This is a genomic window from Tenacibaculum sp. AHE14PA (genome assembly GCF_019278465.1).
Lineage (GTDB): Bacteria > Bacteroidota > Bacteroidia > Flavobacteriales > Flavobacteriaceae > Polaribacter > Polaribacter bernardetii.
Genome location: NZ_CP058983.1, coordinates 2,442,515 through 2,468,303 on the forward strand (window position 1 = coordinate 2,442,515; position 25,789 = coordinate 2,468,303).

The 25,789-nt window shown below is 30.4% G+C and carries 27 protein-coding genes; 7 read left to right on the forward strand and 20 right to left on the reverse strand.

The genetic code is table 11. From position 1 onward, the window contains the following. Nucleotides 1–56: 56 nt before the first annotated feature. The gene (dxs, locus tag H0I30_RS11235; RefSeq protein WP_218771953.1) at nt 57–1,829 is read right to left on the reverse strand and encodes a 1-deoxy-D-xylulose-5-phosphate synthase; all 1,773 of its coding nucleotides are present in this window, start codon (nt 1,827–1,829) and stop codon (nt 57–59) included. Nucleotides 1,830–1,867: 38 nt separating this feature from the next. On the opposite strand from dxs, the gene rsmI reads away from it, so the two are divergent. Further along, complete coding sequence (rsmI, locus tag H0I30_RS11240; RefSeq protein ID WP_218771954.1) at nt 1,868–2,539, forward strand: 16S rRNA (cytidine(1402)-2'-O)-methyltransferase; 672 nt, start codon at nt 1,868–1,870, stop codon at nt 2,537–2,539. A gap of 124 nt (nt 2,540–2,663) precedes the next feature. Here the strand turns inward: rsmI and H0I30_RS11245 are convergent, their stop codons facing one another. From H0I30_RS11245 to H0I30_RS11275, 7 genes are read right to left on the reverse strand one after another with little or no spacing between them, the layout of a single operon-like run. Next, nucleotides 2,664–3,362, reverse strand: a complete 699-nt coding sequence (locus H0I30_RS11245; RefSeq protein ID WP_218771955.1) for a hypothetical protein — start codon at nt 3,360–3,362, stop codon at nt 2,664–2,666. Beyond that, entirely contained in the window at nt 3,363–4,058 is a 696-nt protein-coding gene (locus H0I30_RS11250; protein ID WP_218771956.1) for a hypothetical protein, read from the reverse strand. It abuts the gene before it with no gap. A gap of 3 nt (nt 4,059–4,061) precedes the next feature. Further along, nucleotides 4,062–4,274, reverse strand: coding sequence for a hypothetical protein (locus tag H0I30_RS11255; RefSeq protein ID WP_218771957.1), 213 nt, complete (start codon nt 4,272–4,274; stop codon nt 4,062–4,064). Nucleotides 4,275–4,285: 11 nt separating this feature from the next. After that, nucleotides 4,286–4,738: a hypothetical protein gene (locus H0I30_RS11260; RefSeq protein ID WP_218771958.1), complete on the reverse strand. Its 453-nt coding sequence runs from the start codon at nt 4,736–4,738 to the stop codon at nt 4,286–4,288. 3 nt (nt 4,739–4,741) lie between these two features. After that, nucleotides 4,742–5,377 (reverse strand): hypothetical protein, encoded by a 636-nt coding sequence (locus tag H0I30_RS11265; RefSeq protein WP_218771959.1) that lies wholly within the window; start codon nt 5,375–5,377, stop codon nt 4,742–4,744. A 3-nt stretch (nt 5,378–5,380) separates the two neighbouring features. Further along, nucleotides 5,381–6,040 (reverse strand): hypothetical protein, encoded by a 660-nt coding sequence (locus H0I30_RS11270; RefSeq protein WP_218771960.1) that lies wholly within the window; start codon nt 6,038–6,040, stop codon nt 5,381–5,383. Between the two features lies 1 nt (nt 6,041). Continuing rightward, complete coding sequence (locus H0I30_RS11275) at nt 6,042–6,380, reverse strand: PadR family transcriptional regulator (protein ID WP_218771961.1); 339 nt, start codon at nt 6,378–6,380, stop codon at nt 6,042–6,044. A 203-nt stretch (nt 6,381–6,583) separates the two neighbouring features. Here H0I30_RS11275 and H0I30_RS11280 point away from each other — a divergent pair, with 203 nt between their 5' ends. Both H0I30_RS11280 and H0I30_RS11285 read left to right on the forward strand, forming a co-directional pair. Beyond that, a complete protein-coding gene (locus H0I30_RS11280) occupies nt 6,584–7,633 on the forward strand; it encodes a ferredoxin--NADP reductase (protein WP_218771962.1) in 1,050 nt (349 codons plus the stop codon). Between the two features lie 25 nt (nt 7,634–7,658). Beyond that, nucleotides 7,659–8,342, forward strand: a complete 684-nt coding sequence (locus H0I30_RS11285) for a LysE family translocator (RefSeq protein ID WP_218771963.1) — start codon at nt 7,659–7,661, stop codon at nt 8,340–8,342. Here the strand turns inward: H0I30_RS11285 and mgtE are convergent. The 5 genes from mgtE to H0I30_RS11305 form a co-directional block, all read right to left on the reverse strand. After that, on the reverse strand, nt 8,339–9,688 hold the full coding sequence (mgtE, locus tag H0I30_RS11290; protein WP_218771964.1) for a magnesium transporter: 1,350 nt from the start codon (nt 9,686–9,688) through the stop codon (nt 8,339–8,341). The two genes, H0I30_RS11285 and mgtE, sit on opposite strands and share 4 nt — an antisense overlap. Nucleotides 9,689–9,765: 77 nt before the next feature. Continuing rightward, nucleotides 9,766–10,569 carry a 16S rRNA (adenine(1518)-N(6)/adenine(1519)-N(6))-dimethyltransferase RsmA gene (gene rsmA / locus H0I30_RS11295; RefSeq protein ID WP_218771965.1) on the reverse strand — a complete coding sequence of 268 codons (804 nt, stop codon included), beginning with the start codon at nt 10,567–10,569 and terminating at the stop codon, nt 9,766–9,768. A gap of 285 nt (nt 10,570–10,854) precedes the next feature. Further along, nucleotides 10,855–10,983, reverse strand: a complete 129-nt coding sequence (locus tag H0I30_RS13055; protein WP_255554379.1) for a hypothetical protein — start codon at nt 10,981–10,983, stop codon at nt 10,855–10,857. Between the two features lie 2 nt (nt 10,984–10,985). Further along, nucleotides 10,986–11,315 carry a DUF4286 family protein gene (locus H0I30_RS11300; RefSeq protein WP_218771966.1) on the reverse strand — a complete coding sequence of 110 codons (330 nt, stop codon included), beginning with the start codon at nt 11,313–11,315 and terminating at the stop codon, nt 10,986–10,988. Between the two features lie 75 nt (nt 11,316–11,390). Next, entirely contained in the window at nt 11,391–13,169 is a 1,779-nt protein-coding gene (locus H0I30_RS11305; RefSeq protein WP_218771967.1) for a tetratricopeptide repeat protein, read from the reverse strand. A gap of 121 nt (nt 13,170–13,290) precedes the next feature. Here H0I30_RS11305 and H0I30_RS11310 point away from each other — a divergent pair, with 121 nt between their 5' ends. Continuing rightward, a complete protein-coding gene (locus H0I30_RS11310) occupies nt 13,291–13,434 on the forward strand; it encodes a hypothetical protein (RefSeq protein WP_218771968.1) in 144 nt (47 codons plus the stop codon). Between the two features lie 100 nt (nt 13,435–13,534). Here the strand turns inward: H0I30_RS11310 and serS are convergent, their stop codons facing one another. After that, nucleotides 13,535–14,809: a serine--tRNA ligase gene (serS, locus tag H0I30_RS11315; RefSeq protein ID WP_218771969.1), complete on the reverse strand. Its 1,275-nt coding sequence runs from the start codon at nt 14,807–14,809 to the stop codon at nt 13,535–13,537. Between the two features lie 62 nt (nt 14,810–14,871). Then, nucleotides 14,872–15,801, reverse strand: a complete 930-nt coding sequence (locus H0I30_RS11320; protein WP_218771970.1) for a bifunctional riboflavin kinase/FAD synthetase — start codon at nt 15,799–15,801, stop codon at nt 14,872–14,874. 191 nt (nt 15,802–15,992) lie between these two features. Between H0I30_RS11320 and H0I30_RS11325 the strand changes: the two genes are divergently transcribed. Then, nucleotides 15,993–18,878, forward strand: coding sequence for a TonB-dependent receptor domain-containing protein (locus H0I30_RS11325; RefSeq protein ID WP_218771971.1), 2,886 nt, complete (start codon nt 15,993–15,995; stop codon nt 18,876–18,878). 79 nt (nt 18,879–18,957) lie between these two features. On the opposite strand, the gene H0I30_RS11330 is transcribed toward H0I30_RS11325, so the two are convergent. The 5 genes from H0I30_RS11330 to H0I30_RS11350 all read right to left on the reverse strand — a co-directional run bounded on the left by H0I30_RS11330 (nt 18,958) and on the right by H0I30_RS11350 (nt 23,360). Then, nucleotides 18,958–19,194, reverse strand: a complete 237-nt coding sequence (locus H0I30_RS11330; RefSeq protein WP_218771972.1) for a hypothetical protein — start codon at nt 19,192–19,194, stop codon at nt 18,958–18,960. An 86-nt stretch (nt 19,195–19,280) separates the two neighbouring features. Next, a complete protein-coding gene (locus H0I30_RS11335; RefSeq protein ID WP_218771973.1) occupies nt 19,281–20,822 on the reverse strand; it encodes a glycine--tRNA ligase in 1,542 nt (513 codons plus the stop codon). A 99-nt stretch (nt 20,823–20,921) separates the two neighbouring features. Further along, nucleotides 20,922–21,821 (reverse strand): hypothetical protein, encoded by a 900-nt coding sequence (locus H0I30_RS11340; protein WP_218771974.1) that lies wholly within the window; start codon nt 21,819–21,821, stop codon nt 20,922–20,924. Between the two features lie 33 nt (nt 21,822–21,854). Then, complete coding sequence (locus H0I30_RS11345; RefSeq protein WP_218771975.1) at nt 21,855–22,757, reverse strand: hypothetical protein; 903 nt, start codon at nt 22,755–22,757, stop codon at nt 21,855–21,857. Between the two features lie 18 nt (nt 22,758–22,775). Continuing rightward, a complete protein-coding gene (locus tag H0I30_RS11350) occupies nt 22,776–23,360 on the reverse strand; it encodes a class I SAM-dependent methyltransferase (protein ID WP_255554380.1) in 585 nt (194 codons plus the stop codon). A gap of 52 nt (nt 23,361–23,412) precedes the next feature. Here H0I30_RS11350 and H0I30_RS11355 point away from each other — a divergent pair, with 52 nt between their 5' ends. Together H0I30_RS11355 and H0I30_RS11360 are read left to right on the forward strand one after the other, a co-directional pair. Next, nucleotides 23,413–24,105 (forward strand): ComF family protein, encoded by a 693-nt coding sequence (locus tag H0I30_RS11355; RefSeq protein WP_218771976.1) that lies wholly within the window; start codon nt 23,413–23,415, stop codon nt 24,103–24,105. Between the two features lie 52 nt (nt 24,106–24,157). Next, nucleotides 24,158–25,753 (forward strand): Ig-like domain-containing protein, encoded by a 1,596-nt coding sequence (locus tag H0I30_RS11360; protein ID WP_255554381.1) that lies wholly within the window; start codon nt 24,158–24,160, stop codon nt 25,751–25,753. Nucleotides 25,754–25,789 lie beyond the last annotated feature (36 nt).

Here is a 25,789-nt window from a genome sequence, read left to right on the forward strand (position 1 = left end):
GTGCTCAAATTTACTTACTAACTAATAGAATAAAAAAGGAAAATCCCTGATAAAGCTTAGTTTAATAACTGTTTTATCATGGTTTGAATAGAAATTGAATCTATACCACAAGCTTTTTGCAGCTCATTAACAGTTCCATGATCTATAAATTTATCAGGAATACCTAAAAGTTTTATAAAGCCTTTGTAGTTTTGTTCTGAAGCATATTCTAAAATAGCAGTACCAAATCCACCAGTTATAGTTCCGTCTTCTACAGTAATTATTTTATCAAACTGATTAAAAATACTATTTAAAAGCGTTTTATCTAAAGGTTTTACAAATCGCATATCGTAATGCGCCACTTCTTTGCTGTTTTCTAATTGATGTATAGCGTCTGAAACATTGTTAGCAATGGTTCCGATAGAAAGTATGGCTATTTTATTTCCTTGCTTTAAACAGGTGCTTTTTCCTGTTAGAATTTTTTCAAAAGGAAGTTGCCATTTTTCTAGTTTTCCATAGCCTCTCGGATACCGAATTGCAATCGGATTTTCTAAGCCCAATTGAGCTGTAAATAAAATATTTCGCAGTTCAATTTCGTTTCGAGGTGCAAATATGATTAAATTCGGGATACAGCGTAAATAGGCCAAATCGAATACTCCGTGATGTGTTGCACCGTCTTCACCAACCAAACCAGCTCTGTCTAAACAAAATATTACTGGTAGGTTTTGCAAGGCAACATCGTGAATTATTTGATCGTAAGAGCGCTGTAAAAAAGTAGAATAAATATTACAAAACGGAATAATACCTTGCGTTGTCATACCAGCCGCCAAAGTAATAGCATGTTGTTCGGCAATACCAACATCAAAAGTACGGTCGGGAAATTCATCTAACATTCGTTTTAAAGAACTTCCGCTTAACATGGCAGGTGTAATACCTACTATTTTTTTATTTTTATGTGCTAACTCGACAATTGTTTTTCCGAAAACATCCTGAAATTTTGTAAATTTACTTGCTTCTTTAGGTAAAACATCTCCCGATATTTTATCAAATTTACCTGGCGCATGGTATTTTACTTGATCTAGTTCTGCTTGTCGCAGTCCTTTTCCTTTGGTGGTAATTACATGTAATAATTTTGGACCATCAATTTGCTTCAATCTATTTAATTCTGATAAGAGCTCTTCAAAATTATGGCCATCAATAGGTCCGGAGTAATTAAAATTTAATCCTTCAAAAATATTGTGCTGCTCAATATCAGCCCTTGGTGATTTTATCCGAGTTAAATAATCTTTTAAAGCGCCTACCGAAGGATCGATACCAATAGCATTGTCATTTAAAATGACTAGTAAATTGGCATTCGTATCGCCAGCATGGTTTAAGGCTTCAAAAGCCATTCCGCTAGCAATAGAAGCGTCACCGATAATAGCAATATGATGTTTGTTACTTCCTTGTAATTTAGAAGCAATTGCCATACCCAAAGCTGCAGAAATTGATGTAGACGAATGCCCAACACCAAAAGTGTCGTATTCACTTTCGCTTCGTTTTGGGAATCCTGAAATTCCACCTAACTGCCTGTTGGTATGAAAAATATCTTTTCGGCCTGTTAAAATTTTATGTCCGTATGCCTGGTGCCCAACATCCCAAACTAATTGATCGTTTGGAGTATCAAACAAATAATGCAAGGCAATAGTAAGTTCTATTACACCTAAACTTGCGCCTAAATGACCTTCTTTAGTTGCAATTACATCAATAATAAAGTCACGCAATTCTTTTGCCAATAACGGCAAATCATCAGCAGACAAACGCCTTACATCCGAAGGAAAATAAATATTTTTTAACAGCTTTTTTGGCATAGCACAAATGTACTAAAACTTTGTTGTAGCTTTGCCGTATGAGCAAATTGTATTTGGTGCCAACACCTATTGGAAATTTAGAAGATATTACCTTAAGAGCACTTAGAATCTTAAAAGAAGTTGATTTTATTTTAGCGGAAGACACGCGTACAAGTGGTAAGTTATTAAAGCATTTTGAGATTGCTACACAAATGTACAGCCATCATATGCATAACGAACATAAATCGGTAGATGGTGTTTTAAATCGATTAAAAAATGGTGAAACATGTGCTTTAATTTCTGATGCTGGAACGCCTGCAATTTCTGATCCTGGTTTTTTATTAACCAGAGCTTGTGTGCAACAAAATATTGAAGTGGAATGTTTGCCTGGTGCTACCGCTTTTGTACCTGCATTGGTAAACTCGGGCTTACCGAATGATAAATTTGTTTTCGAAGGATTTTTACCTGTAAAAAAAGGACGACAAACACGTTTAAACTTGTTAGCGGAAGAAACCCGTACCATGATTTTTTATGAGAGTCCGCATAAATTATTAAAAACCTTAGCTCATTTTTCAGAATATTTTGGATCAGATAGACAAGTATCAGTTTCTAGAGAATTGACAAAAATGTTTGAAGAAACCAAGCGAGGAACAGTAGTAGAAGTTTTATCATATTATACAGCGAAGCCTGCAAAAGGCGAGATTGTTATTGTTGTGGATGGTAAAAAGTAAATAATCTTCATTCTCGATACAAATTTTATTCATTTCAATCCTCAAATTCACTCGAATTGACAAGAATGAATAAAAATGTCAGTTCGAGTGATTTTGAGGCACGAAAAATTGTATCGAGAACTTATTAAGTCAGTTTATATTCTGGATAATGATTAGCTAGTAATTCTTCTGATTTGTTTGGAATCACGATTAGGGTGATATAACCAATCAAAATTATTAAAACGATTAAAGCTGCGGAAAACCAACGACTAAACTCATTCATTTCAATAAAACCAGTATCGTGTGGTAAAAACCAATCATAGGTGTAAAACATAATTATAGCTAAGTTTCCTAAACTCTGTCTTAAATAAATATCTTCTAATAGCCATTTTTTACCCGTTAATGCCCCTTTTTTTTTGATTTTTCTTTTTGAATGAAACATTTTAATTGTTTCTAAAAAGATAACACTAAAAAAAACTCCAGTATAAATATAATAGGCACTGGGTGCTTGTTGCAGTACATAAAACAGTGCTATAAAACAAAAAGTAAGTATAATTTTAGGCAATCGAAACCATTGTTTTACAAAACTTAAAATAAGCCTAAAGTATTTTTTATTTAATTGCACTATTTTTTGATCAACAACATCCATAAACCCAAAAATTCCAAACTTTTTAAAAGAAACATCGCGTGCTTGCTCAAAAGATAATGTAGGTTGTTCTGCTAATATTTTTTCAATGTCATTGGCTAAATGATCTACCAATTCGGTTTGCACATCGTAATGCTCAACATAATGCTGACGCGTGAATTTGTATAAATTATCTATGTTTTGTTCGGTGAGTTTCATTTATCGAGCGATTTTATATTCAGGATAATGTTCTTCTAATAATTGTTCTGCTTTTTGCGGAATAACAATCAACGTTACATACGAGTATATAATAGTTGATGTTAAAAACAGCGCAATAAAAAATGCAGCTGTACTAGAAGGTGTATCATTTATTGTTTGGTTTATAAAGTGCGGTATGTTCGAGCCAACCATAACACCGCCAAAACTAGCTACATTAAAAAGAGTGTCTTCTAACATCCATTTCTTATTATTTTTTGCAAAACGATTTTTAACTTCTTTTTGTAGTTTATGTACAATGTATAAATCAATAATAGCAAGGCAAATTACAGAAGTAATACATAAATAAAGTCCAGCTTTAAATTGTAAACAGAAAAAATAGAAAGCAAAAATACTTGCGGTTAAAATTATTTTAGGCAATTGAAACCATTCTTTTACATAACGCCACAAAATGGTTCTGTATTTTTTACCTAACTGCCTTTGTTTTTCCTCAACAACATCCATAAACCCAAAAATTCCGAATTTTTTAAAAGAAATATCGCGTGCTTGCTCAAAAGATAAGGTTGGCTTTTCATCCCAGATTTGTTCAATGTCATTAGCTAAATGATCTACCAATTCGGTTTGCACATCGTAATGTTCCACATAATGTTGACGTGTAAATTTGTATAGATTATCTATGTTCTGTTCGGTTAGTTTCATGTTTTAAATAAATGCATATGGGTATTGTTTTTGTATTTGTTGTCTGTTTTCTTGGTATACATATTCCATGCTCCAATACAATAATAGCATCAACACAAAAACACCCAAATGAATATTGTTATAGCCATTATTTAAAAAGCTTTTATCAGTCCTAAAAGAAAGAATACAGTTAAATAAAATAAACATGTTATTCGCTATTTGATAAAATAAAGTCATTCTGTTTAAAGCTAAAAACTTCTCTTCTTTCTTTTGTAGTTGATAAATATTCGAATTCCTAATTGAAGAATTAGTATAAAGCCAAAAACTGTTAAAACCATAAAAAAAGTTTTTACATCTTTAAAATACGGCATCATTTTATACAATAATAAGTAACAGCAAATTGTAATAATGATTTTAGGAAGTTTAAAAAACGACTTAAAATTTACGATAGTTTGTTTTATAAAACGATTGTGCGTTGTTTTTGTCTTTGTTTCTAATAACCTTTTAAATCCGCGATCGCTAAATTTTTTATGCTCTTCAATAATTGCTCCCTTAAAATTTAGGTTGGGTTCATTAGCTAACCTAAGCTCTAAAATAGATGCAAAATGATCTACAATTTCTGCTTTTACATCGTAGTATTTTATACCGCAAACAGTAATGTAATTATCAATTTCTTGTATTTGTAGGTTTGTTAATTCCATCGCTTATACAGTTACTAATGATTTATACTTCTCTTTTTCTTGCTGATGTTTTATATAAAATAAACGAATAGCATAAGTAGTTACTATCATATATCCTAAAATACCAACATTTATGAAATCAATAATAGAGTTGCTGACTATAATTAAAGGCATTACAATGAAACTTAAAAGTTGTGTTTTTATAATAAAATTATAAACTGTTTTCTCTTTTGATTTCCAGATTTTAAATGTGTAGAAAGATGAAATTATTAATAACAATATTGTTAATGCAACAGTAATGTAGCCCAATACTTCATTTAGCATCATTTTACTTTTTAAAACAATTAAAAAGGCAACAAATAGCGGTAAAAAAGAAAGTATAAAATAAGTTGTAAAAACTTTTTTAGCTTTCTTAATAATAATTTTTGGAGCAGGATATGCAAATCCGAAAAGCCAACTAGTTGTGTTATTCAATTGTTTATTCCACTGGTCTGTTACTTGATAAAAAACTGTTTCGAAATCAGTATTTTCTGACTCTAATTTTTTTTCTATTTGAGAAATAATATGATCCATTATTTCAATTCTAAAATCAATGAATTTTACACCTTTTACATCTAAATATTTATGTACTCTCTGTATTTGTTCGTTCGTTAATTCCATAGCTTATTGTAATAAATGTTTATATTTTTTTAGGATTTCTTTTCTTTTTTCTAACACAACTATAATTGCAGAAAAACATAAGATAACACCTATAAAAGTGTATGTTAAAAACAAAAATCGGTTTTCTTTTAAAAAATCAGAAATTAAGTTAAAGCATTGTAAAAACAGCATAGGTAATAGCATAATATTTGCTAAGTATTTAAAAGAAACTAGTTTTTTTATTTTTTTATTTTTGTGATATGTAATTACATAACCTGTTATCATAGGTAACGCAATTAAACTTGCAAAAACTCCCGCTAAAACTTTATTAGAAAAACTAAACTGAATAAAAAATAAATATAAAAAAGTAAATAGTAAAGCTGTAAATGGCAAGTACTTTAAGCGATGAAAAAAACTAAAAAACTGTTTGTATAGCTCTCTTTGATATTCCCAATGAATTGCTTCTTCTTTATTTTTAAGGCTACCAGTGTATTTGAAAATAAAATGAGATTTTGTTGACAAATACTGCGATAAATTTCCATCTTCAGTGGTTGCTTCAAAATCATTAATTAAATGATCCATCAATTCATAAACATCTTCAGGTTCAGTGAATTTCTTTTTTCTTTTGATGTAACCTTCCAAAAAAGTCAATTGCTTTTCGGTGATTTCGTATTTGTTTTTCATCTTATTCCAAACTAAATGTAGGATTCACCAATTGCTGCATTGTTTTTAAAAACTCTTGCATTTCCTCCAATTTATTGGCAGTTTCTTTGGTGCCGTTTTCGGTAAGTTTATAGTATTTGCGTAAACGATTTCCCACTTTAGCAACCTCTACATCTAATAAACCTTCGGCTTCTAATTTATGTAAGGCAGGATATAAAGCACCTTCGGTAATCTTTAACTCCCCTTTGGTTAGTTCTTTTACTTTTTGTGTAATTTCATAACCATACATTTTGTCATTTTGTGCCAATAGCTTTAAAATGATGGTTTGTAACGAACCTTTATATAATTTCTGATTTCCCATTTTTATTGTTTTAGTTATTACGAGTAAGTAATCTTTACTAAATGATAAGATTGCTTCATTTTATTCGCAATGACATTCTAAATTAGTCGCAACAAATATACATAATTTTCTTATGTATAATAATCTTAGGTATTGTTTTTTATGTTATTCCTAACAAAAGGTTCGTTTAGTATTGCTTATTTTTGTATTTCTAAATACAATACATGTCTACATTTCATAATCTAACAATAGAAAAAATAATTAAAGAAACTGCCGATGCTGTTTCTATCTTATTTACAATTCCTGCCGAACTAAAAGAAGCATATTCTTTTGTTGCAGGTCAATATATTACTGTAAAAACTAAAATAAACGATAAAGAAATACGAAGAGCGTATTCTATCTGTGCTTCACCAAATAGCAATCAGGTTAAAGTAGCGGTTAAAGCGGTAGAGAAAGGAACATTTTCTACCTATGCAACTACAAAGCTGAAAGAAAACACCTCAATAGAAATTTCTGAACCAGAAGGTAAGTTTATATTAGAGCCTGCGGCGGATAAAAATTACATCGCTTTTGCAGCGGGTAGTGGAATAACACCAGTTTTATCGATGATAAAAGCAGTGTTAGAAAACGAGCCAACAGCAACATTTACCTTAGTTTTTGGTAATAAAAAAGCAGAAACAACTATCTTTTTTGATGAGTTAAATGCGTTGGAAACACAATATCCTACACAATTTAACTTGCATTATATTTTTAGTCAAGAAGTTCGTAATAATAGTAAGTTCGGAAGAATAGATATTAATCATATAAATTATTTTATGAAAAATATTCATAAAGATATTTCTTTTGATACCGCTTATTTATGTGGACCAGAAGCTATGATTAATTTAGTTTCAGAAACATTACAAGAAAACGATTTTAAGAAAGAAAGTATTCATTTCGAATTATTTACAGCAAGTACAACAGAAGGTGAAATTCCTGTTACCTATCCTGATGGGAAATCTGAAATTACAGTATTGTTAGATGATGAAGAGACTACTTTTTCGATGGAGAAAACAGATACTATTTTATCAGCTTCTTTACGTAATAAGCTAGATGCTCCGTATTCTTGTCAAGGAGGAGTTTGTAGCAGTTGTATTGCTAAAGTTACAGAAGGAAGAGCAGTAATGTCTAAAAACTCTATTTTAACAGACGATGAATTAGTAGAAGGTTTTATTTTAACCTGTATGGCGCACCCAACAACACCAAAAGTAGTAGTTGATTTTGATGATGTATAGCCATTAAAAATTATATTTTTATAAAATGGATTTTTACGATTTTAAAAACGCTTTTTTAGTAGGTGTTTTCATGGCTTTTATGATTGGACCAGTATTTTTTATGCTTTTAAAAACAAGTGTTTTAAAAGGAGCAAGGGCAGCTATTGCTTTTGATATTGGTGTGATTTTAGGCGATATCTCTTTTATGTTAATTGCCTATTTTGGTAGTAGAAGTTTATTAGAAAAAATTAAAGACGACCCGAGGTTATTTCTTGTTGGTGGTCTTGTGCTTATTATTTACGGATTGATAACGTATTTAGATAAAAATAACAAAAAAGAATCAGAAGCACCAGATGTAGTTTTACCTGCCAGTAATAATTATATAAAATTATTATTAAAAGGATTCTTTTTAAACTTTATAAATATAGGTGTACTTGCCTTTTGGTTAGGTTTAATTGTAGTTGTTGGCCCTACTTACGATATGAATCCGAAGTATTTATTTTGGTATTTTGGTACCGTAATTTTAGGTTATGCAGTTACCGATTTAGGTAAAATACTACTTGCAAAACAACTGAAAAACAAATTAACGCCTTTAGTTATATACAGAATAAAACGTGGAATGGGTGTTTTATTAATCGTATTCGGAGCCGCATTAATGCTAAAAGGTTTTATACCTAAAGATCAAATTGATACTTTACTTGAAGGTGTAAAAGTTGCACAATTTTTTTAGAAACCAATAATCATTTTTGCAATTCCGAAATAAATAAGAATTCCGAAAATATCATTACTTGTTGTAATAAATGGTCCTGTTGCAATTGCAGGATCTATACCTCGTTTATCTAAAAATAACGGAATAAAAGTTCCTATTAAACCTGCTACAATTATCACCACAAAAAGTGACGTAGAAATAGCAGCTGCGACTTTTATATCTTGTTCGGTTATAAAAATAAATAAGAATAATAAAATAGCTAACGCTAATCCGTTTACCATTGCTAAAGAAACTTCTTTTAATAATCTGCTAGTAATACTACCTCTTATATCATCATTAGCAATTCCTTGTACAATAATTGCAGATGATTGTACACCAACATTACCAGCCATTGCCGCAATTAACGGTGTAAACATAAATAAGATTGCATTATCTACCATAGCACCTTCAAAAACTCCCATAATACTTGCTGCTCCAACACCACCCAATAAACCTAAAAATAACCAAGGTAAACGAGCACGTGTTAATTCCCAAATAGTATCATCAGCCTCTACACCTTGTGTAATACCGGCTGCTAATTGGTAATCTTTATCAGCTTCATCTTTTATAACATCTACAATATCATCAATCGTAATTCTACCCACTAAAGCACCTAGTTCATCTACAACGGGTATTGCTTCTAAATCATACTTACGCATAATATTAGCAACATCTTCGGCTTCATCAGTTACGTTTACAAAATCTACTTTTGGTATGTATACCTCTGCAATTGTTGCCTTTGTAGACGCCATTAATAAGTCTTTTAAAGATAAACGACCCTTAAGCTTGTTATTATCATCAATTACATAAATAGAGTGCACTCTTGTAACTTCTTCTGCTTGAAGGCGCATTTCTTTTACGCAACGCGGAATCGTCCAGTTTTCGTTAACCTTTACTAATTCCTTTGCCATTAATCCACCGGCAGAATTTTCGTCGTAACGTAATAACTCTACAATTTCTTTGGCGTGCTCCTCATCATCAATTTCACGCATTACTGCTTTTTTCCTGTTGTCAGGAAGTTCAGAAATTACGTCGGCAGCATCATCGGTATCAAGTTCATCTATTTCTTCTGCAATTTCTTTTGCAGTTAATTGTTCTAGTATTTTTTCACGAACATCATCATCAACATCCATTAATACTTCAGATGTTGTTTCACTTTTTAATAAACGAATAATGTAAACCGATTCTTCAAAAGGCAATTCGTCTAATATCTCAGCAATATCGGCATGGTGAATTTCCTTAAAGAGCTCTTTAAGACCAGCATCGTTTTTAGTTTCGATGTGTTCGGTTACATTTTCTAGAAGTTCTTGGGTGATTTCAAATGCCATATTTTGCAATTTTAGTCGATAATTTAAATATTCGGAAGGTTTAAATTCTGAATAGTAAGTTTTGTTTTGAATACTCTTTAGTTACTGTCGTCAGCAATTTTTTGAGTCAACTCTATAAATCGGTTTACCGATAATTGTTCGGGACGCATTGTAAAGATAGGGTCTTCTTTTAAAGAGTCAGAAATATTAAAGGATTTTAGGCTAGAACGCAACATTTTTCTTCTTTGATTAAAAGATGTTTTTACGACTCTGAAAAATAACTTTTCATCAACAGGTAACGTATAATTTTCTTTTCTGATAAGTCTTATAACACCTGAATCTACTTTTGGCGGCGGATTAAAAACGGTTGGCGGAACCGTAAATAAATATTCTACATCATAAAAAGCTTGTGTTAAGACAGACATGATTCCGTAAACTTTACTTCCTTCTTTTTCTGCAATTCTTTTGGCTACTTCTTTTTGAAACATTCCTGCAAATTCAGGAACAAATTCTCTATTTTCTATAGCTTTAAATACAATTTGAGTAGAAATATTATAGGGAAAGTTACCAATAATAGCTACTTGCTTTTCTTTAAAAATATCTACAATATTCTTTTTTAGAAAATCACCTTCAAGAATTTCGAACTTTTTAGCAGTGGTATCCAACTTAATATGTTCTAACGGAAAAGTATCTTTTAAATAGGCAACCGAATCATAATCGAGCTCCATTACCGTAATTTTTGGTTTTTTTTCTAATAAGTATTTCGTTAAAACACCCATTCCAGGACCAATTTCTAATACATCATCATATCCATTTTCGGTTAATGCATCCGCTATTTTTTTAGCAATATCTTCATCGGTTAAAAAATGCTGTCCTAAATGTTTTTTTGCTCTTACTGTCATAGTTTGTTATGATAAAAGATTTTGATTGTCGGTAATAACCAATATTTACGTCAACCTGAAGTTGCTTCAGGTACTTAACAAAACATACTGTTTATTATAAAAATGTGATTCTGAAATAAATTCAGAATAACGTGCTGATATTATGTTATAATTAAAACAGATGCTGATTTAAAAATACTAGTAACAAGAGTAAATAAAAATCCTTGTATTGCTATTTTTTAATTAATTATTTCTCGGATTTTTGAATACCGAATGTTATGATTGATGTTGCTACGCCAAAACCACTTAAAAACCACCAATGGTTTCCCAAGGTTCGGTTCCGTATGTGCAGTAACCTATAATAACACCTAAAACAGTTAGAAAGATACCTGTAAATAATATTTTCTTTCTGTTTTTATAAATTTTCTGTTTCATGTTTAATTACTCGCTTCAACAGGAAAAAATTCATTTATTACTCGTAACTCGGTACGAAAAGCTAGCATTTTATCAGCAAACATTTTAATACTATCAGAACGTAGTTCATTAGCATCGTGTTTGTAATAATCGTCTAAATCTTCACGTGTTTTTGCCGTATATTGTACAGAGTATGTTATTCCGCCCATTTCTTCCTCAACTAAAACTTGTGTTAATTTTGCACTTAAAAAACGACCAGTAGCCAAAACTTTAGGGATGTGGTTTTTTATCCAAACAATCCATTTGTCATGCACACTCTCGTCAATACTTATAGTTACGTTATATATATACATTTTGTTATTTAATGTAAAGATGTAGCAATTATATTTTGCAACAATAAATGTTGCATTAACTTATTGATACATAGGTTAATTAATTTGGTCACCTCTTAGTTTTCTAAACTTTTTACGAGCATCAACTAAATAGATGCTAGAAGCGTGGTCAAAAATAATCTTTTGATAGTATTCTTTAGCCTTTTCGAGGTTATTTAATTTTATATTGTATAATTCTGCTAATTGATAATACGTATCATCAACATAAATTCCTTTTTTATCTAAAGTGATTATTTTATTAAAGCTTAAAATGGCTTCATCGTATTTTTGTTGTTTTACAAAAAGTTTAGCTTGTTTAAACAATGCTTCATCTTCAATAGGTTGGCCTTTGTATTTTGTAATAATCTCGTTTAAAATAGTAATCGCTTCGTTATCTTTATTTTGAAAGGCTAACAAGTCGGCTTTAGCATATTCTTTTAAGCCTGAGGGAATACTATCTTTTGGTTCGTTATCAGAAATTGTTAAAAATAAATTTGCGGCATCGTTAGCAATTAATTGCGTGGCTGAACCTTTTAAAACTTTTAACTGTGCTTTTGCCCATTTAAAATCATGTTTAAAATAAGAGGTTTGTGCAACTTTAAATCGTGCTTCTTGCCCTAAAAAATGATTTTTAAATTTTGTTTGAACTTGAGAAAAATAAATTAATGCCTTGTTAAACTTATTAGTATATACTAAAACCTCGCCTAGTTTAAGTTTTACCATTGCTTTTGTAAACCTAGAACTCGTAAAAGTCATTGCTTTTTCTAAAATTTTAGAAGCTTCTTCAGGATTGTTTTTGGTAAATGTTACGTAATTAGCATAGGCTATTTGTGTACGAAAGGTGAGTTTATTAATTCCGTATTCATCAAATACTTCTTTAAAGCGAATGTCAACATCCGTTTGTTTTGTTTCAATAGCTATTTTTAAATTATTATTGATGGCATTAAACTTATCACTCGGATAATTGGTTTTTTCAATCATTAAATCGAAACATTCTTTTGCTGTTTCGTAATCTTCATTATCTAGCGCTATTTTACCTAATTCAGCAATTTTGCCTAAATTATCAGCATCTCTGGCTAGTAATGCTTTGTGCTGAATAAGTGCTTTATTGTATTGTTTTTGCTTAACAAATAGCCAGGATAATAAATCGTTCCAAATATTTTTTGGATTGCTAATTGATTTTCTCAGCAATGCTTTTTTAAATAAAATATTGTTTTCATTTTCGGCATCATCATTAATATATCGGCTTGTAAAACGCTTTACGTTGTTAAGGTAACTTTCGTTTTTATCAACCAAATCAACATACGATTCAAACATTTTAGAGAAGTTTCCTTTTTCACCATAAATTTGCGCTAATTGAAATCCGTAATTCGCATCTGGATTATTTGCCATTACTTTTGTGTAGGCTTCAATAGCATAATCTAACTGATTATAATTTTTAAAAAGGCTTGCAATAATATTACCATAAGTACTTCTGTTATCTAAAGATTTAAGAGCAATTTTATATTGTTTATCGGCTTCGATATCATTTTGTTGTCGTTCGAAATTATAACCTCTAATAACATTTAGGTAGCTTAAACTTGGTCTTTCATTTAGTTCTTTTGATAATAAAACTTCAGCGTTCATAAACTGATCTGTTTCTTGGTAACAGGTTACGAGTCTTTTTAGATAAGTGGTGTTATACGGACTTTTATCGTGTAGTTTCTTGTAGAGCTGAATTGCTTTTTCATATTCATTATTTCTAAAATAATTTTCAGCAACAATAAATTCGTTTTGTTGTGCGTAACAAAATAAACTAAAAATCAGTAAATTAAATAGAATAACAGCTTTTCTCATCAATCAAAAATACAGAACAATATTGTTAAATTTATACTAAAAGGCTTCCTTTTTTTGAAAGTCTTGTAACATTTTGGCACGAACTTTGTCTTACTGATAATAACACCAAACAATTTATACTATGAAAAACTTTAACACACAATATCAGGTAGCAAAGAACAATGCAAATGAGTTTATGAATAACGGACAAATAACAAAGTATTTTGAAGCGTTATTAGAAATGAATAAATACAAAAGGTTAATGGTCGCTGTGGTTGCCAACTAAAGATATAAAATTAATTCATTTTGAAGGGTGGATTACTAAAAATGCCAAGTTTCTTGATTGAAACTTGGCATTTTTTATTTTTATACGAGTCGATTTTTATTTAATCAATCATATCAAAACCACAATAAGGAACTAATACCTCAGGAATTTTAATTCCGTCAGCAGTTTGATAGTTTTCTAAAATTCCCGCTAAAACTCTAGGTAACGCTAAAGAACTTCCGTTTAATGTATGAACAAACTGACTTTTACCATCTTTGTTCTTAAAACGTAATTTTAAACGATTTGCTTGGTATGTTTCAAAATTTGAAGCCGAACTAATTTCTAACCAACGCTCTTGCGCTGTTGAATATAATTCGAAATCGAAAGTTAAAGCTGATGTAAAACCAGTATCACCACCACACAAACGTAAAATACGGTATGGTAATTTTAAATCACGTAAAATATCTTTAATATGTTCTACCATTCCGCTTAAAGCGTGGTAAGAATTATCAGGATGCTCTACACGTACAATTTCTACTTTATCGAATTGATGTAAACGATTTAAACCACGAACATGTGCACCATAACTACCTGCTTCACGACGAAAACAAGGAGTATAACCAGTATATTTAATTGGTAAATCAGCTTCCTTAACCAAATCATTTCTATGAATGTTGGTAATTGGCACTTCACCGGTAGGAATTAAATATAAATCATCAATAGTTGAATGATACATTTGTCCTTCTTTATCTGGTAACTGACCCGTTGCAATTCCTGAGGCTTCATTTACCAAATGCGGAACTTGTACTTCTTTATAACCCGCATCTGTATTTTTATCTAAAAAATAGTTGATTAACGCACGTTGTAAACGAGCTCCTTTTCCTTTATAAACAGGAAAACCAGCACCAGCAATTTTGGTTCCTAATTCAAAATCGATAATATCATATTTCTTAGCTAATTCCCAATGAGGTAATGCATTTTCTCCTAATTCGGGAATTATTCCTTCACTAAAAATTTTCTCATTATCTTCTTCACTTTTCCCTGCTTTTACAGAAGCGTGAGGAATATTCGGAATTGTATATAATAATTCTTGTAATGTATCTGCAGCAGTATTTAACGCTTCCGTTAATTGCTTAGATTGTTCTTTTAACTGACCAGTTTTTTCTTTTAATAAGTTCGCTTTCTGAACTTCACCAGATTTAAAAAGACCACCAATTTCTTTGGAGATTTTGTTAGATTCAGCTAATATATTATCTAAAGAAACTTGTGTAGCTCTACGAGTTTCATCAGAAGTTAATACTTCATTAATAATTGCTTCGGCATTGGCAAAATTACGTTTTGCTAATCCGTCTAAAACAGCTTGTTTGTTTTCTCTAATAAACTGAACCTGTAACATCTTTTTAAATTTTTAAGAATAGCAAAGATATAAGAAGCGGTAGACTCTGGCAATGCTAACGACTAATTGTTTTTAAGGTAGGTTTGTGAGGTTTCTTTGTCTTTTTTTAGTTGGATAACTAAATCATTTACCGAATCGAATTTTTGTTCATCTCTTAAAAAGTAAAGTAACCCTACGGTAAGATTCTCATTATATAAATCGGCATTAAAATCAAAAAAATGAACCTCAATTGTTTGATGATCTCCATTAACGGTAGGTCGGTTGCCGATGTTCATCATTCCGAAAATAGTTATGTTTTTAAGAATAGATTTTACAACATAAACACCTGTTTTAGGTATCAGTTTATAATCTTCTGAAACATCAATATTAGCGGTAGGAAACCCTATTGTGCCTCCTAGTTTTTTTCCGTTAACTACTTTTCCTGTTAGAGAGAAGTTATAACCTAAATAATTATTGGCTGTTTTTAAATGTCCGTTAGTTAGTGCTTTTCTAATTTTGGTTGAACTTACCGAAACCTCGTCGATGTCTTGCGCAGGAATTTCTTGTACCGTAAAATCATATAAATGAGAATACTCTGTTAATTGCTCTATATTTCCTTCTCTATTTTTGCCAAAATGATGATCGTAGCCAATAATTAGTTTAGAAGTATTTAATTGATTTACCAAAACATCACGAACAAAATCTAACGCAGTAAGTCTCGAAAATTCTTTACTAAAAGGATGAATTATTAAGTAATCTAATCCTAACTGCTCAAGATGCGCAGCACGTTCATCAATCGTATTAATTAATTTGATAGACACATCTTTTTGTAAGACCATCCGCGGATGCGGAAAAAAAGTTAATAAAACCGATTTTTTATTAGTTGATTTAGCCTCGTCAATTAATTCCTTGATAATTTTTTGATGTCCAATATGAACGCCATCAAAAGTACCAATGGTTACTATTGTTTTTTGAGTAGTAGTAAAATCAAAAATAGAGTGTATTATTTCCAAGTTAAGTACGTGTTTATGCAAAAATACAATTTGTAAAAATATGTTAAATCATGATTACAGAAAAATTAGTAAAATTAAGAAATGTTTAAAAATTAGACATTAATTAGTGTAATTTGATAAAAAGAAGGTTAAATATTTCATAAATAAAAAAAAATTGTATTTTCGCTACAGTTAACAAATTATTATACATTATGATGAAAAAACTATTACTTGTTGCATTTGTACTATTTGGTACAATGACAATTGTTGCTCAGACTACCATAACTGGTAAGGTCAATGACGCATCTCTTGGAGAAGGACTACCAGGAGCAAACATTAAAGTTTTAAGAAAATCTGTGGGAACATCTACTGATTTCGATGGAAAATTTACAATGACAGTTACAGATACTCCGCCTTTTACAATAGAGGTTTCTTCATTAGGGTATCAGTCAAAAAATGTTGAAATAACTAAAAACAACCAAGTTGTTGAAGTTAGCTTAACAGAAAATGCTACTTCTTTAGACGAAGTTGTAGTTTCTGCTTCTAGAACGCCAGAGCGTATTATGGAATCTCCAGTTACGGTTGAAAGAATGGATGCTAGAGCGATTAGAAATACCTCTTCTCCTTCTTTTTATGACGGATTAGAGAACTTAAAAGGAGTAGATATTAACTCTAACAGTTTAACTTTTAAATCTGTAAATACACGTGGATTTGCAACTTTTGCAAACGAACGTTTCATGCAATTAGTTGATGGGATGGATAACTCATCTCCTGCATTAAACTTTGCTTTAGGTAACCTTTTAGGGATGTCTGAATTAGATGTAAAAACAGTAGAGTTATTACCAGGAGCATCTTCAGCATTATATGGTGCAAATGCTTTTAATGGTATTATGTTTATGACAAGTAAAAGCCCTTTTAATGATCAAGGGATTAGTTATGTTATAAAGTCGGGTATGACAAGCCAAAAAGCTGCAGGTGATAATACTTTTTACGATACAAGTATTCGTATGGCACACGTTTTTAGTGATAAATTTGCTGCAAAAGCAACATTATCTTACTTGAAAGGTGAAGAATGGCATGCAACTGATTATAGAGATGAAACAGATTTAACTTCTTTAGACCATACTACAAACCCTAATTATAATGGGTTAAATGTATATGGTGATGAGGTTTCTCAAAATATGCAATCTGTAGGAAATAAATTAGTTGATGCAGGTGTTTTACCAGCAGCTTTATTACCTTTTCTTCCTGCAAATCAATCTGTAAGTAGAACAGGGTATAACGATGTTGATTTAATGACAAACGAAGCGAAGAGTGTAAAGTTTGGAGGATCTTTACATTATAGACCTTGGGGTAACGATCGTTTAGAGATTATATGGAACTCTAAGTACGGTACAGGTAACACAATTTATCAAGGGCAAAATAGGTATAACATCCAAAACTTTTTTATGGAACAACATAAATTAGAGTTTAAAGGAAAAAGCTTTATGGTTCGTGGTTATATGACTAAAGAAGATGCAGGAGATTCTTATGATACTCGTTTTGCAGGTATTAATATTAACAGAGCTTGGAAAGGAGATTCTCAATGGTTTGGTGAATATGTAGGTGCCTATGCTCAAGCAATGGCAGGTTTAATCCCTGGTGTACCAGCAGGAAGCACTAATGTAGCTCACTCTGTAGCAAGGTCTCAAGCTGATATGGGAAGATACGAACCAGGTTCAAGTGCTTTTAATTCAACTTTTGAAAAGGTTAAGCAAGATCCTTCTTTAGCAACAGGATCTAAATTTCAAGATCAAACAAAACTATATCATGTAGATGCAAACTTAAATTTACAAGATTATATTAGTTGGGCTGAGGTGCAACTAGGAGGTTCTTACAGACAATATATATTAAACTCAGGAGGTACAATCTTTACAGATTACGATGGTACTATCGATTATGATGAATTTGGATTATATACACAAGTTCAAAAGAAGTTTTTAGAAGATGATCGTTTAAAAGTTACAGCTTCTGCTCGTTATGACAAAGCTCAAAACTTTGATGGAAATGTATCACCTCGTTTATCATTATCATATGCTGTTGGAGAAGATAAAAATCATAACTTTAGAGCATCTGTACAAACAGGTTTCAGAAACCCTACAACACAAGATCAATATATTGGTTTAGATGCTGGTAATGGTATTTTATTAGGTACAGCTCCAGATAACATTGATAGATATACTTCAAATCCATTTGATTTAGGAATAAACCCAGGTTTAACAGGGTATATTAATGGAACCACTGGTTCTATGATAGGTTCTACAGGTACTTTAACAGGGAGAATGGCTTATGAGAACTCTTGGACAGAGGCTTCAATTGGAGCATTTCAAGCAACTGGAAACCCAGCAGATTTAAAGAAGTCTGATGTAGAGTTTGTAAAGCCAGAACATGTAACTGCTTTTGAAGTAGGGTATAGAGGTGTTGTAAACGAAATTGCTATTGATTTAAATGTTTATTACAATAAATATAAAGATTTTATTGCTGCTGAAAACGTAGTAGCGCCATTGTATGGAAATGTAAATTTATCTGATCAAGTAGACTTAACTCCATTAGGAGGGGCTGCAGGTACACCAATTAGTTTAGTTGCATTACAAAATGGAGATTTTAAAGGTGTTTCTTTAGATAGTAACTCTAAAGAAGATGTAAGTTCTTATGGAGCTACAATTGGTTTAAATACGAAAGTATTAAACGGATTCAACTTAGGTTTAAATTATACCTATTCTAAAATTGATATAAGCGAATCTTCTGATTTTGAGGCAGGTTTTAATACTCCAGAACACAAAGTTAAGTTTCAGTTTGGTAAAACAGATTTAATTGAAAACTTAGGTTTTAATGTAAATGTAAGATGGCAAGATGAATTTTTATGGGAATCTGCTTTCTACGATGGTATGGTAGATGCTAGAACTGTTGTAGATGCTCAAATTAGCTATAGAGTTCCTTCTATTAAATCAGCATTTAAAGTAGGAGCTGCTAATATTGGTGGTAAAGAATACTTTAGTGCGCCAGGTGTTGGGGCAACAGGTTCTCAATACTTTGTTTCTTGGACAATCAATAACTAAGAATAATTTTATGTAACCTAATTATAGTGTTACAGATCCATAAACTAAAAAGGCTTCATTTATAAAATGAAGCCTTTTTTTATTCGTTACTATTATCAATCCATTCTTTTATCTTTTGATCATTGATAATATATTTTTTGTATTTGTTATCTCTATACCTGTAATAAATAAACACAGGCATTAATATAAAAGCCATATACATAACGCCTAAACCCATTATAATTTGTGCTTTTGGATGTTCTGAGTTTAGTAGATAAGCTCCAACAGCCATCCAACATAAAAAGATAATAAATAAAATTCGTATTAAAATTTTCATTATTGATGAATTTAATTGCTGTAAAAATAAAAATCCTAAACGTATTGTTTAGGATTTTCTTATTGAAATTTTAAAAGAAATAAAAATTACATTTTTTGTAACCAGTTTCTTACATCTACTTCTTGTTTTATAATTGCTGATAATTCAGAAATTTTAACACGTTTTTGCTCCATCGTATCTCTATGACGAATCGTAACACTATCGTCATTTAAAGTATCATGATCAACAGTAATACAGAAAGGTGTACCATTAGCATCTTGACGACGGTAACGACGCCCTACGGCATCTTTTTCATCATAAGACACATTAAAATCCCACTTTAAATCTTCCATTATTTTACGAGCAACTTCTGGTAAACCATCTTTTTTAACCAATGGTAAAATAGCAGCTTTTACAGGTGCTAAAATAGCAGGTAATTTTAATACAGTTCTTGTAGTACCGTTTTCTAATTCTTCTTCTTGCAAAGAATTAGAGAATACGGCTAAAAACATTCTATCTAATCCGATAGAAGTTTCTACTACATAAGGTGTATAACTTTTGTTTTCTTCGTGATCGAAATATTGTAATTTCTTACCTGAATGTTCTTCGTGTGCTTTTAAATCGAAATCGGTACGAGAGTGAATTCCTTCTAATTCTTTAAATCCGAAAGGAAATTTAAACTCAATATCAGCAGCATTGTCTGCATAATGAGCTAATTTTTCATGATCATGAAAACGGTAGTTTTCAGCGCCCATGCCTAATGATAAGTGCCATTTTAAACGCGTTTCTTTCCATTTGTTATACCATTCTGTTTGAGTTCCTGGTTTTACGAAAAATTGCATCTCCATTTGCTCAAATTCACGCATTCTAAATATAAACTGACGTGCAACAATTTCGTTACGAAAAGCTTTACCGGTTTGTGCAATTCCGAAAGGAATTTTCATTCTACCAGTTTTTTGCACGTTTAAGAAGTTTACAAAAATTCCCTGTGCAGTTTCAGGACGTAAATATAAATCCATTGCGCTTTCTGCAGAGGCTCCTAGTTTTGTTCCAAACATTAAGTTAAATTGTTTAACTTCTGTCCAGTTTTTAGAACCCGTTAATGGATCTGCAATTTCTAACTCTTCAATTAATAATTTTACGTCAGCTAAATCTTCTTTTTCTAAAGATTTACCTAAACGAGATAAAATAGTATTTATTTTTTCTTGATATCCTAAAACACGGCCATTGGTAGCAATAAATTCTTCTTTGTTAAAGGCATCACCAAAACGTTTAGCTGCTTTCTTAACTTCTTTTTCAATTTTACCTTCAATTTTAAGACAGTAGTCTTCTACTAAAACATCTGCTCTATATCTTTTTTTAGAATCTTTATTATCAATTAAAGGATCGTTAAAGGCATCTACATGGCCTGAAGCTTTCCAAGTGGTTGGATGCATTAAGATAGACGCATCAATACCAACAATATTTTCGTGCATTTGCACCATTGCTTTCCACCAATAATCTCTAATATTTTTCTTTAGCTCAACTCCGTTTTGAGCATAGTCATATACCGCACTTAGCCCGTCATAAATTTCAGATGATTGAAATACATAACCGTATTCTTTTGCGTGCGATAATACTTTTCTAAATTGATCTTCTTGTTTTGCCATAATGCAAAAATAAAATAAGGATTTTAACTAATACTATTCTAAATGAAAAAAGTGAAGAATTAAATGAATTCTTCACTTTTAATAATATTTTTAGGTGTTTTATTTTAAGTTTACGGTGGTAGCGCCAGAATAAACACCGTCTACAAAAGCACTTACAGTGTATTCTCCTTTGTTAATATCGTCTCTGTTCACCAAAATAAGTGAAACAAGGCTTAATCGGTCATTGTTGTAGTTAATTTCAATTGAATCGGAATATTGAATTTTACCACCATCTTTTAAATTGGTAATTCCTTTTGGAGCAATCACATTTTTGTTTTTATCTATAATTTGAATATAAACAGACTTCTCACCAGCGTATGCTACTACATTTTTTAATAAATCGAAGTTTACTTTAAAAGCATCAGTTCTGTTTGATCTAGATGTAGATGTTAATTTTCCACTGCTACGTTCTTTTAAAGTTTCAACTTTAACGGTACTTGTTTTTATGACTCCACCAATAGCAATTTTAGTTTCAAGAGTTTTTTGCTTTTCTTCTAATTCTATATTTTTTTCTGTTAAAGAAGTATTTATTGATTCTTTTTGAAGCAAAATTTCATTAGTAATTATATTTTCTTGAGATAATACTTGGTTGGCAGTACTAAGAGAGTCTACTTTTACAAATAGGTTTCGGTTTTCACGTTCTAAGCTGCTAATTTTTTTTCTGTATTTTCTGATCAAGCTATACTTATCTATCTGTAGGTTTTTAATTGAATCACGTAAATTGTTCATCTTAACAATTTCAACTCTCAATCTTGTAGAAAGGCGTTTTTTACGAACAATAACATCCGTATAATCTTTAATCATTTCATCTAATTCTTTTTCTAGATCAGCTTTTTCCTGTTCAAAGACTTCTTGAAGGTTGTTGTATTGGTTAGATTTTTGTAAAGAATAGATTGTTAGAAATAAAGTAAGTGCTAAGAGCGCTACAATTAATATACTTCTTCTTTTTTTTGGGGTCATAATAAAGGGGATTAAAGTAAGGGGTTATTAATTTTATTTAAGTTCTATAAGTGTGCTATTAGTAAAAACACCATCTATAAAAACATTTATTTTGTAAGAACCTTTATTTATCATATCACGATCTACATCGATGAATGAAATTACAGCTAATTGTTTATTGTTATATTTTGCTTTAAACTTATCGTTGCAAAGTATTTTTTCTTTATTTTTTAGTTTTACTTCTTGTGTAGGTGCAATAACTTTATCGTTATTTACAATTTGTATATAAATAGATTTTTCACCTGAACTAATGATATTATTTTCAAGTAAGTTAAACTCTATTTTAAAAGCATCTGTTTTACTAGAGTACGAGGTGGAGGTGTGTTTTCCACTACGTCTTTTTTTCATAGCGACTACTTTTATTGATGATGTTTCAATAATTTCAGCAATTGCAATTTTTTCTTTTAGTACTTTCTTTTCTAAATCTAGTGATTGGTTTTTATTTTTTAACCTTGTATATAAACCTTCTTTTTGAATTAGAATGTCTTTAACACTATCGTTTTTTGTTAATAATTGATTATTTACTGCATTAAGAGAATCTATATGAGCGAAAAGAATTTTATTCTGTTTTGCTAAACCAGAAATGCGTTTTCTATAAAGACGAAACAAACCATAGTCCGTGGTTTTTAAATTATTTATAGTGTCTCTAAGTTTAATTATTTTATGAAGCTTATCTCGTAAATTTAAAGAGATATCTTCTTTTTGATATATAGCATTCTCATAATTTTTTATAACGCTATTTAATTCAGACTCTAGCTCTATTTTTTCTAATTTAAAAACCTTTTTTAGTTCAGAATATTCACTAGCATTTTGGTAGGATAATAAGCCAATTGCAATTACTAATAGAAGTAAAAAAGCAATAAAGCCGTTATTCTTTATTTGGGAATTGATAATCATTTGGGGTATGAAGAACAATTAGGTGCGTTCGCGGGCTAATATACTATTTTTTACACAGTTGTAAATAAATGCTGGCGGAAAATTAAGCGGTTCAAAACTTAACTGAATATTATCTCCAAAAACACCTTTTAATTTTTTGTAATATGTAAGACTATATTGGTATTGTATGAATATACCTTTAGTATTTAAAAGCAGATAGCTTTCTTGTAAAATATTGTGTGAAACTTCTTTAGGTATAATAGTTAGAGGTAAGCTAGAAACAATGTAATTTACCTCATTATATCCTAGTTTTTTAATCTCTCCACGCATGTTTTCAGCAGAGGCTTTGATAACAATTAATTGAGGATGTTTAATCTTTTTTAATTCTTTATAAAAAGCATCATTAATTTCAAAACAAATTAAAACTGTGTTAGGTTCTATTTCGTTTAAAATAGTGTTTGTTATTGCACCGTTACCAGGACCTAATTCTATAATAACTTTAGCTGTAGAAAAATCAATTTCTCTAAGCATTTTCTTGGCTAAATATTTAGAGCTAGGAGCAACTGTACCAGATGTTTTGTAGTTTTTAACTGCTTCTTTAAAAAAATTAAATTTTTTACCCAAAATAATGTTTTATGATGTTTTTTGTATATTTCTACTAAAAGTGCTGGTAAAGATGCAATATTTAAAAGATATATTCTACTTATTTTATCCTAATTTATGTGTTAATTGTGCTGTAAATTTATTAGAAAGCGAAAAGTATTTATGTACATTTTGTAGTAATGAAATACCTATTATTGAAAATAATGAGTATGTAAATAGTACGCTTTTAGCTCCTTTTTATGGTAAAGTGCTAATTAATAATGTGCGTTGTTTTATGTATTATCAGAAACATGGAATTGCAAAAAAAATCATTCACGAGTTAAAATATAAGAATCAACCAGAAATAGGAGAGTTCATTGCTAATTGGTTTGGTAGTCAGTTAAAGGAATCTGCTATTTTTAAGGATGTTGATTATATTGTTCCAGTGCCACTACATAAAAAAAAGCTAAAGAAGAGAGGTTATAATCAACTTACGAAATTTGGAAAAACGTTAAGTAGTATTTTAAATATTGAATATGAAGAACAGATTTTAATTAAGTCATCCATAGCAAAAACACAAACATTTAAACATCGTTTTGAGCGCTTTTCAGATTCTAAAACAAAATTTAAGTTAACAGATTTTAAAGTTTTTGAAAACAAACATATTCTTTTAATAGATGACGTAATAACTACAGGTGCAACTTTAGTTGCTTGTTGTAATGAATTGTTAAAAGTAAAAAATATTACCATCAGTATAGCAACCATAGCGTATACTAAAAAAGGTTGATTTTCTTGCTGTTATTTTAGTACTTTTGATGTTGGAATTAAACAATCAATTTGTGAAAAATAAGTTATTATTTTTAGTCGTTTTTGTATCTATAATCATATTAAGTTGTGCTCGAAAAGGAAGACCCGAAGGTGGCCCGAAAGATGAAGATGCACCAATTATGATGACTGCGAATCCACCTTATGAAACGATTAATTTTGATAAAAAAAACATCAAAATTCAATTTAACGAATATATTGTTTTAAAAGATTTAACGAAACAGTTGGTGGTTTCTCCACCTTTAAAATACCCACCGGTAATTACACCGCAAGGAACACCAAGCAAGTCTATTAATATTAAAATTTTAGACACTTTAAGAACAAACACAACCTATACTTTTAATTTCGGAAACGCAGTTCAAGACAACAACGAAAATAACAAGTTAGAAAGTTTTAAGTATGTGTTTTCTACGGGAAATTATATCGATTCTTTAAAGATTAAAGGAGCAGTTTCGGGTTCGTTTAAAAAAGAGAAATTAAAAAATATATCGGTTTTATTATATCGATTAGATAGTACTTACAACGATTCGATTATCTACAAGGAAAAACCAAATTATGTGACTAGCACGTTAGATTCTACCAATTTTGAGTTTACCAATTTGCGTGACGGAAAGTATTTATTATTAGCATTAAAAGAAGCATCAAACGATTATCTTTTTAATAGTAAAACAGATGAAATAGGTTTTTATACTGATACCATTTCTTTACCAAAAGATACTTTGATAACCAGCCCGATTCGTCTTTTTAAAGAGTTACAACCGTATAAATTTAAAAGAGGAAAAGAAGTTGTAAAAGGTAAAATACAATTCGGTTATGAAGGAGAGAGAGAAGAAATGAAAATTGAGTTGCTGTCTGAAGTTTCAGAAACGTTTAAGTCGTTTTCTGAGTTCGAAAAAGATAAAGACACGCTTAATTATTGGTTTACACCTGTGGCACAAGATTCTTTAAACTTTATAGTTAGCAATAAGAAATTTATAGATACTGTTACTGTTAGTTTGCGTAAAAATAAAATAGATTCTTTAAATGTGTCATCAACTGTAGGTATAAATTTGCATTTAAATGATACCATATTTTTAAATACTAATAATCCAATTGTTTCATTAGATAAATCTAAATTTTCATTAGTAGATAAGGATACAGTGAATGTAGATTTTGAAGTAAAAAAGCAAACGATAAATAAGTTGGCTGTTTTGTTTAAGAAAACGCCTAAAATGAATTATAAATTTAATGTTTTACCGAAAGGAATTATCGATTTATATGAAACAACAAACGATACATTAAACTATCAATTTAAAACACTTACTATTGAAGATTATGGAAGCATAATTTTAGAGGTAAAAAAAGAAACAGAACACCCAGTTATAATTCAACTTTTAAGTAATAAAAAAATTGTAAAAACAAGGTATATTTCAACTTCTCAAAAAATCGAATTCAACTTACTAGAACCTAAAGAATATACCGTTAGAGCAATTATTGATAAAAACAATAACCATGTTTGGGATACCGGTAATTTCTTATCAAGAAAGCAACCAGAACAAGTAATTTACTTTGAAACAGTTTTTAAACTTAGAGCAAATTGGATTCAGAATGAAGAGTTTGTTATTAAGTAATTATATGAGGTAAATAATGACATATTTTTTATAATT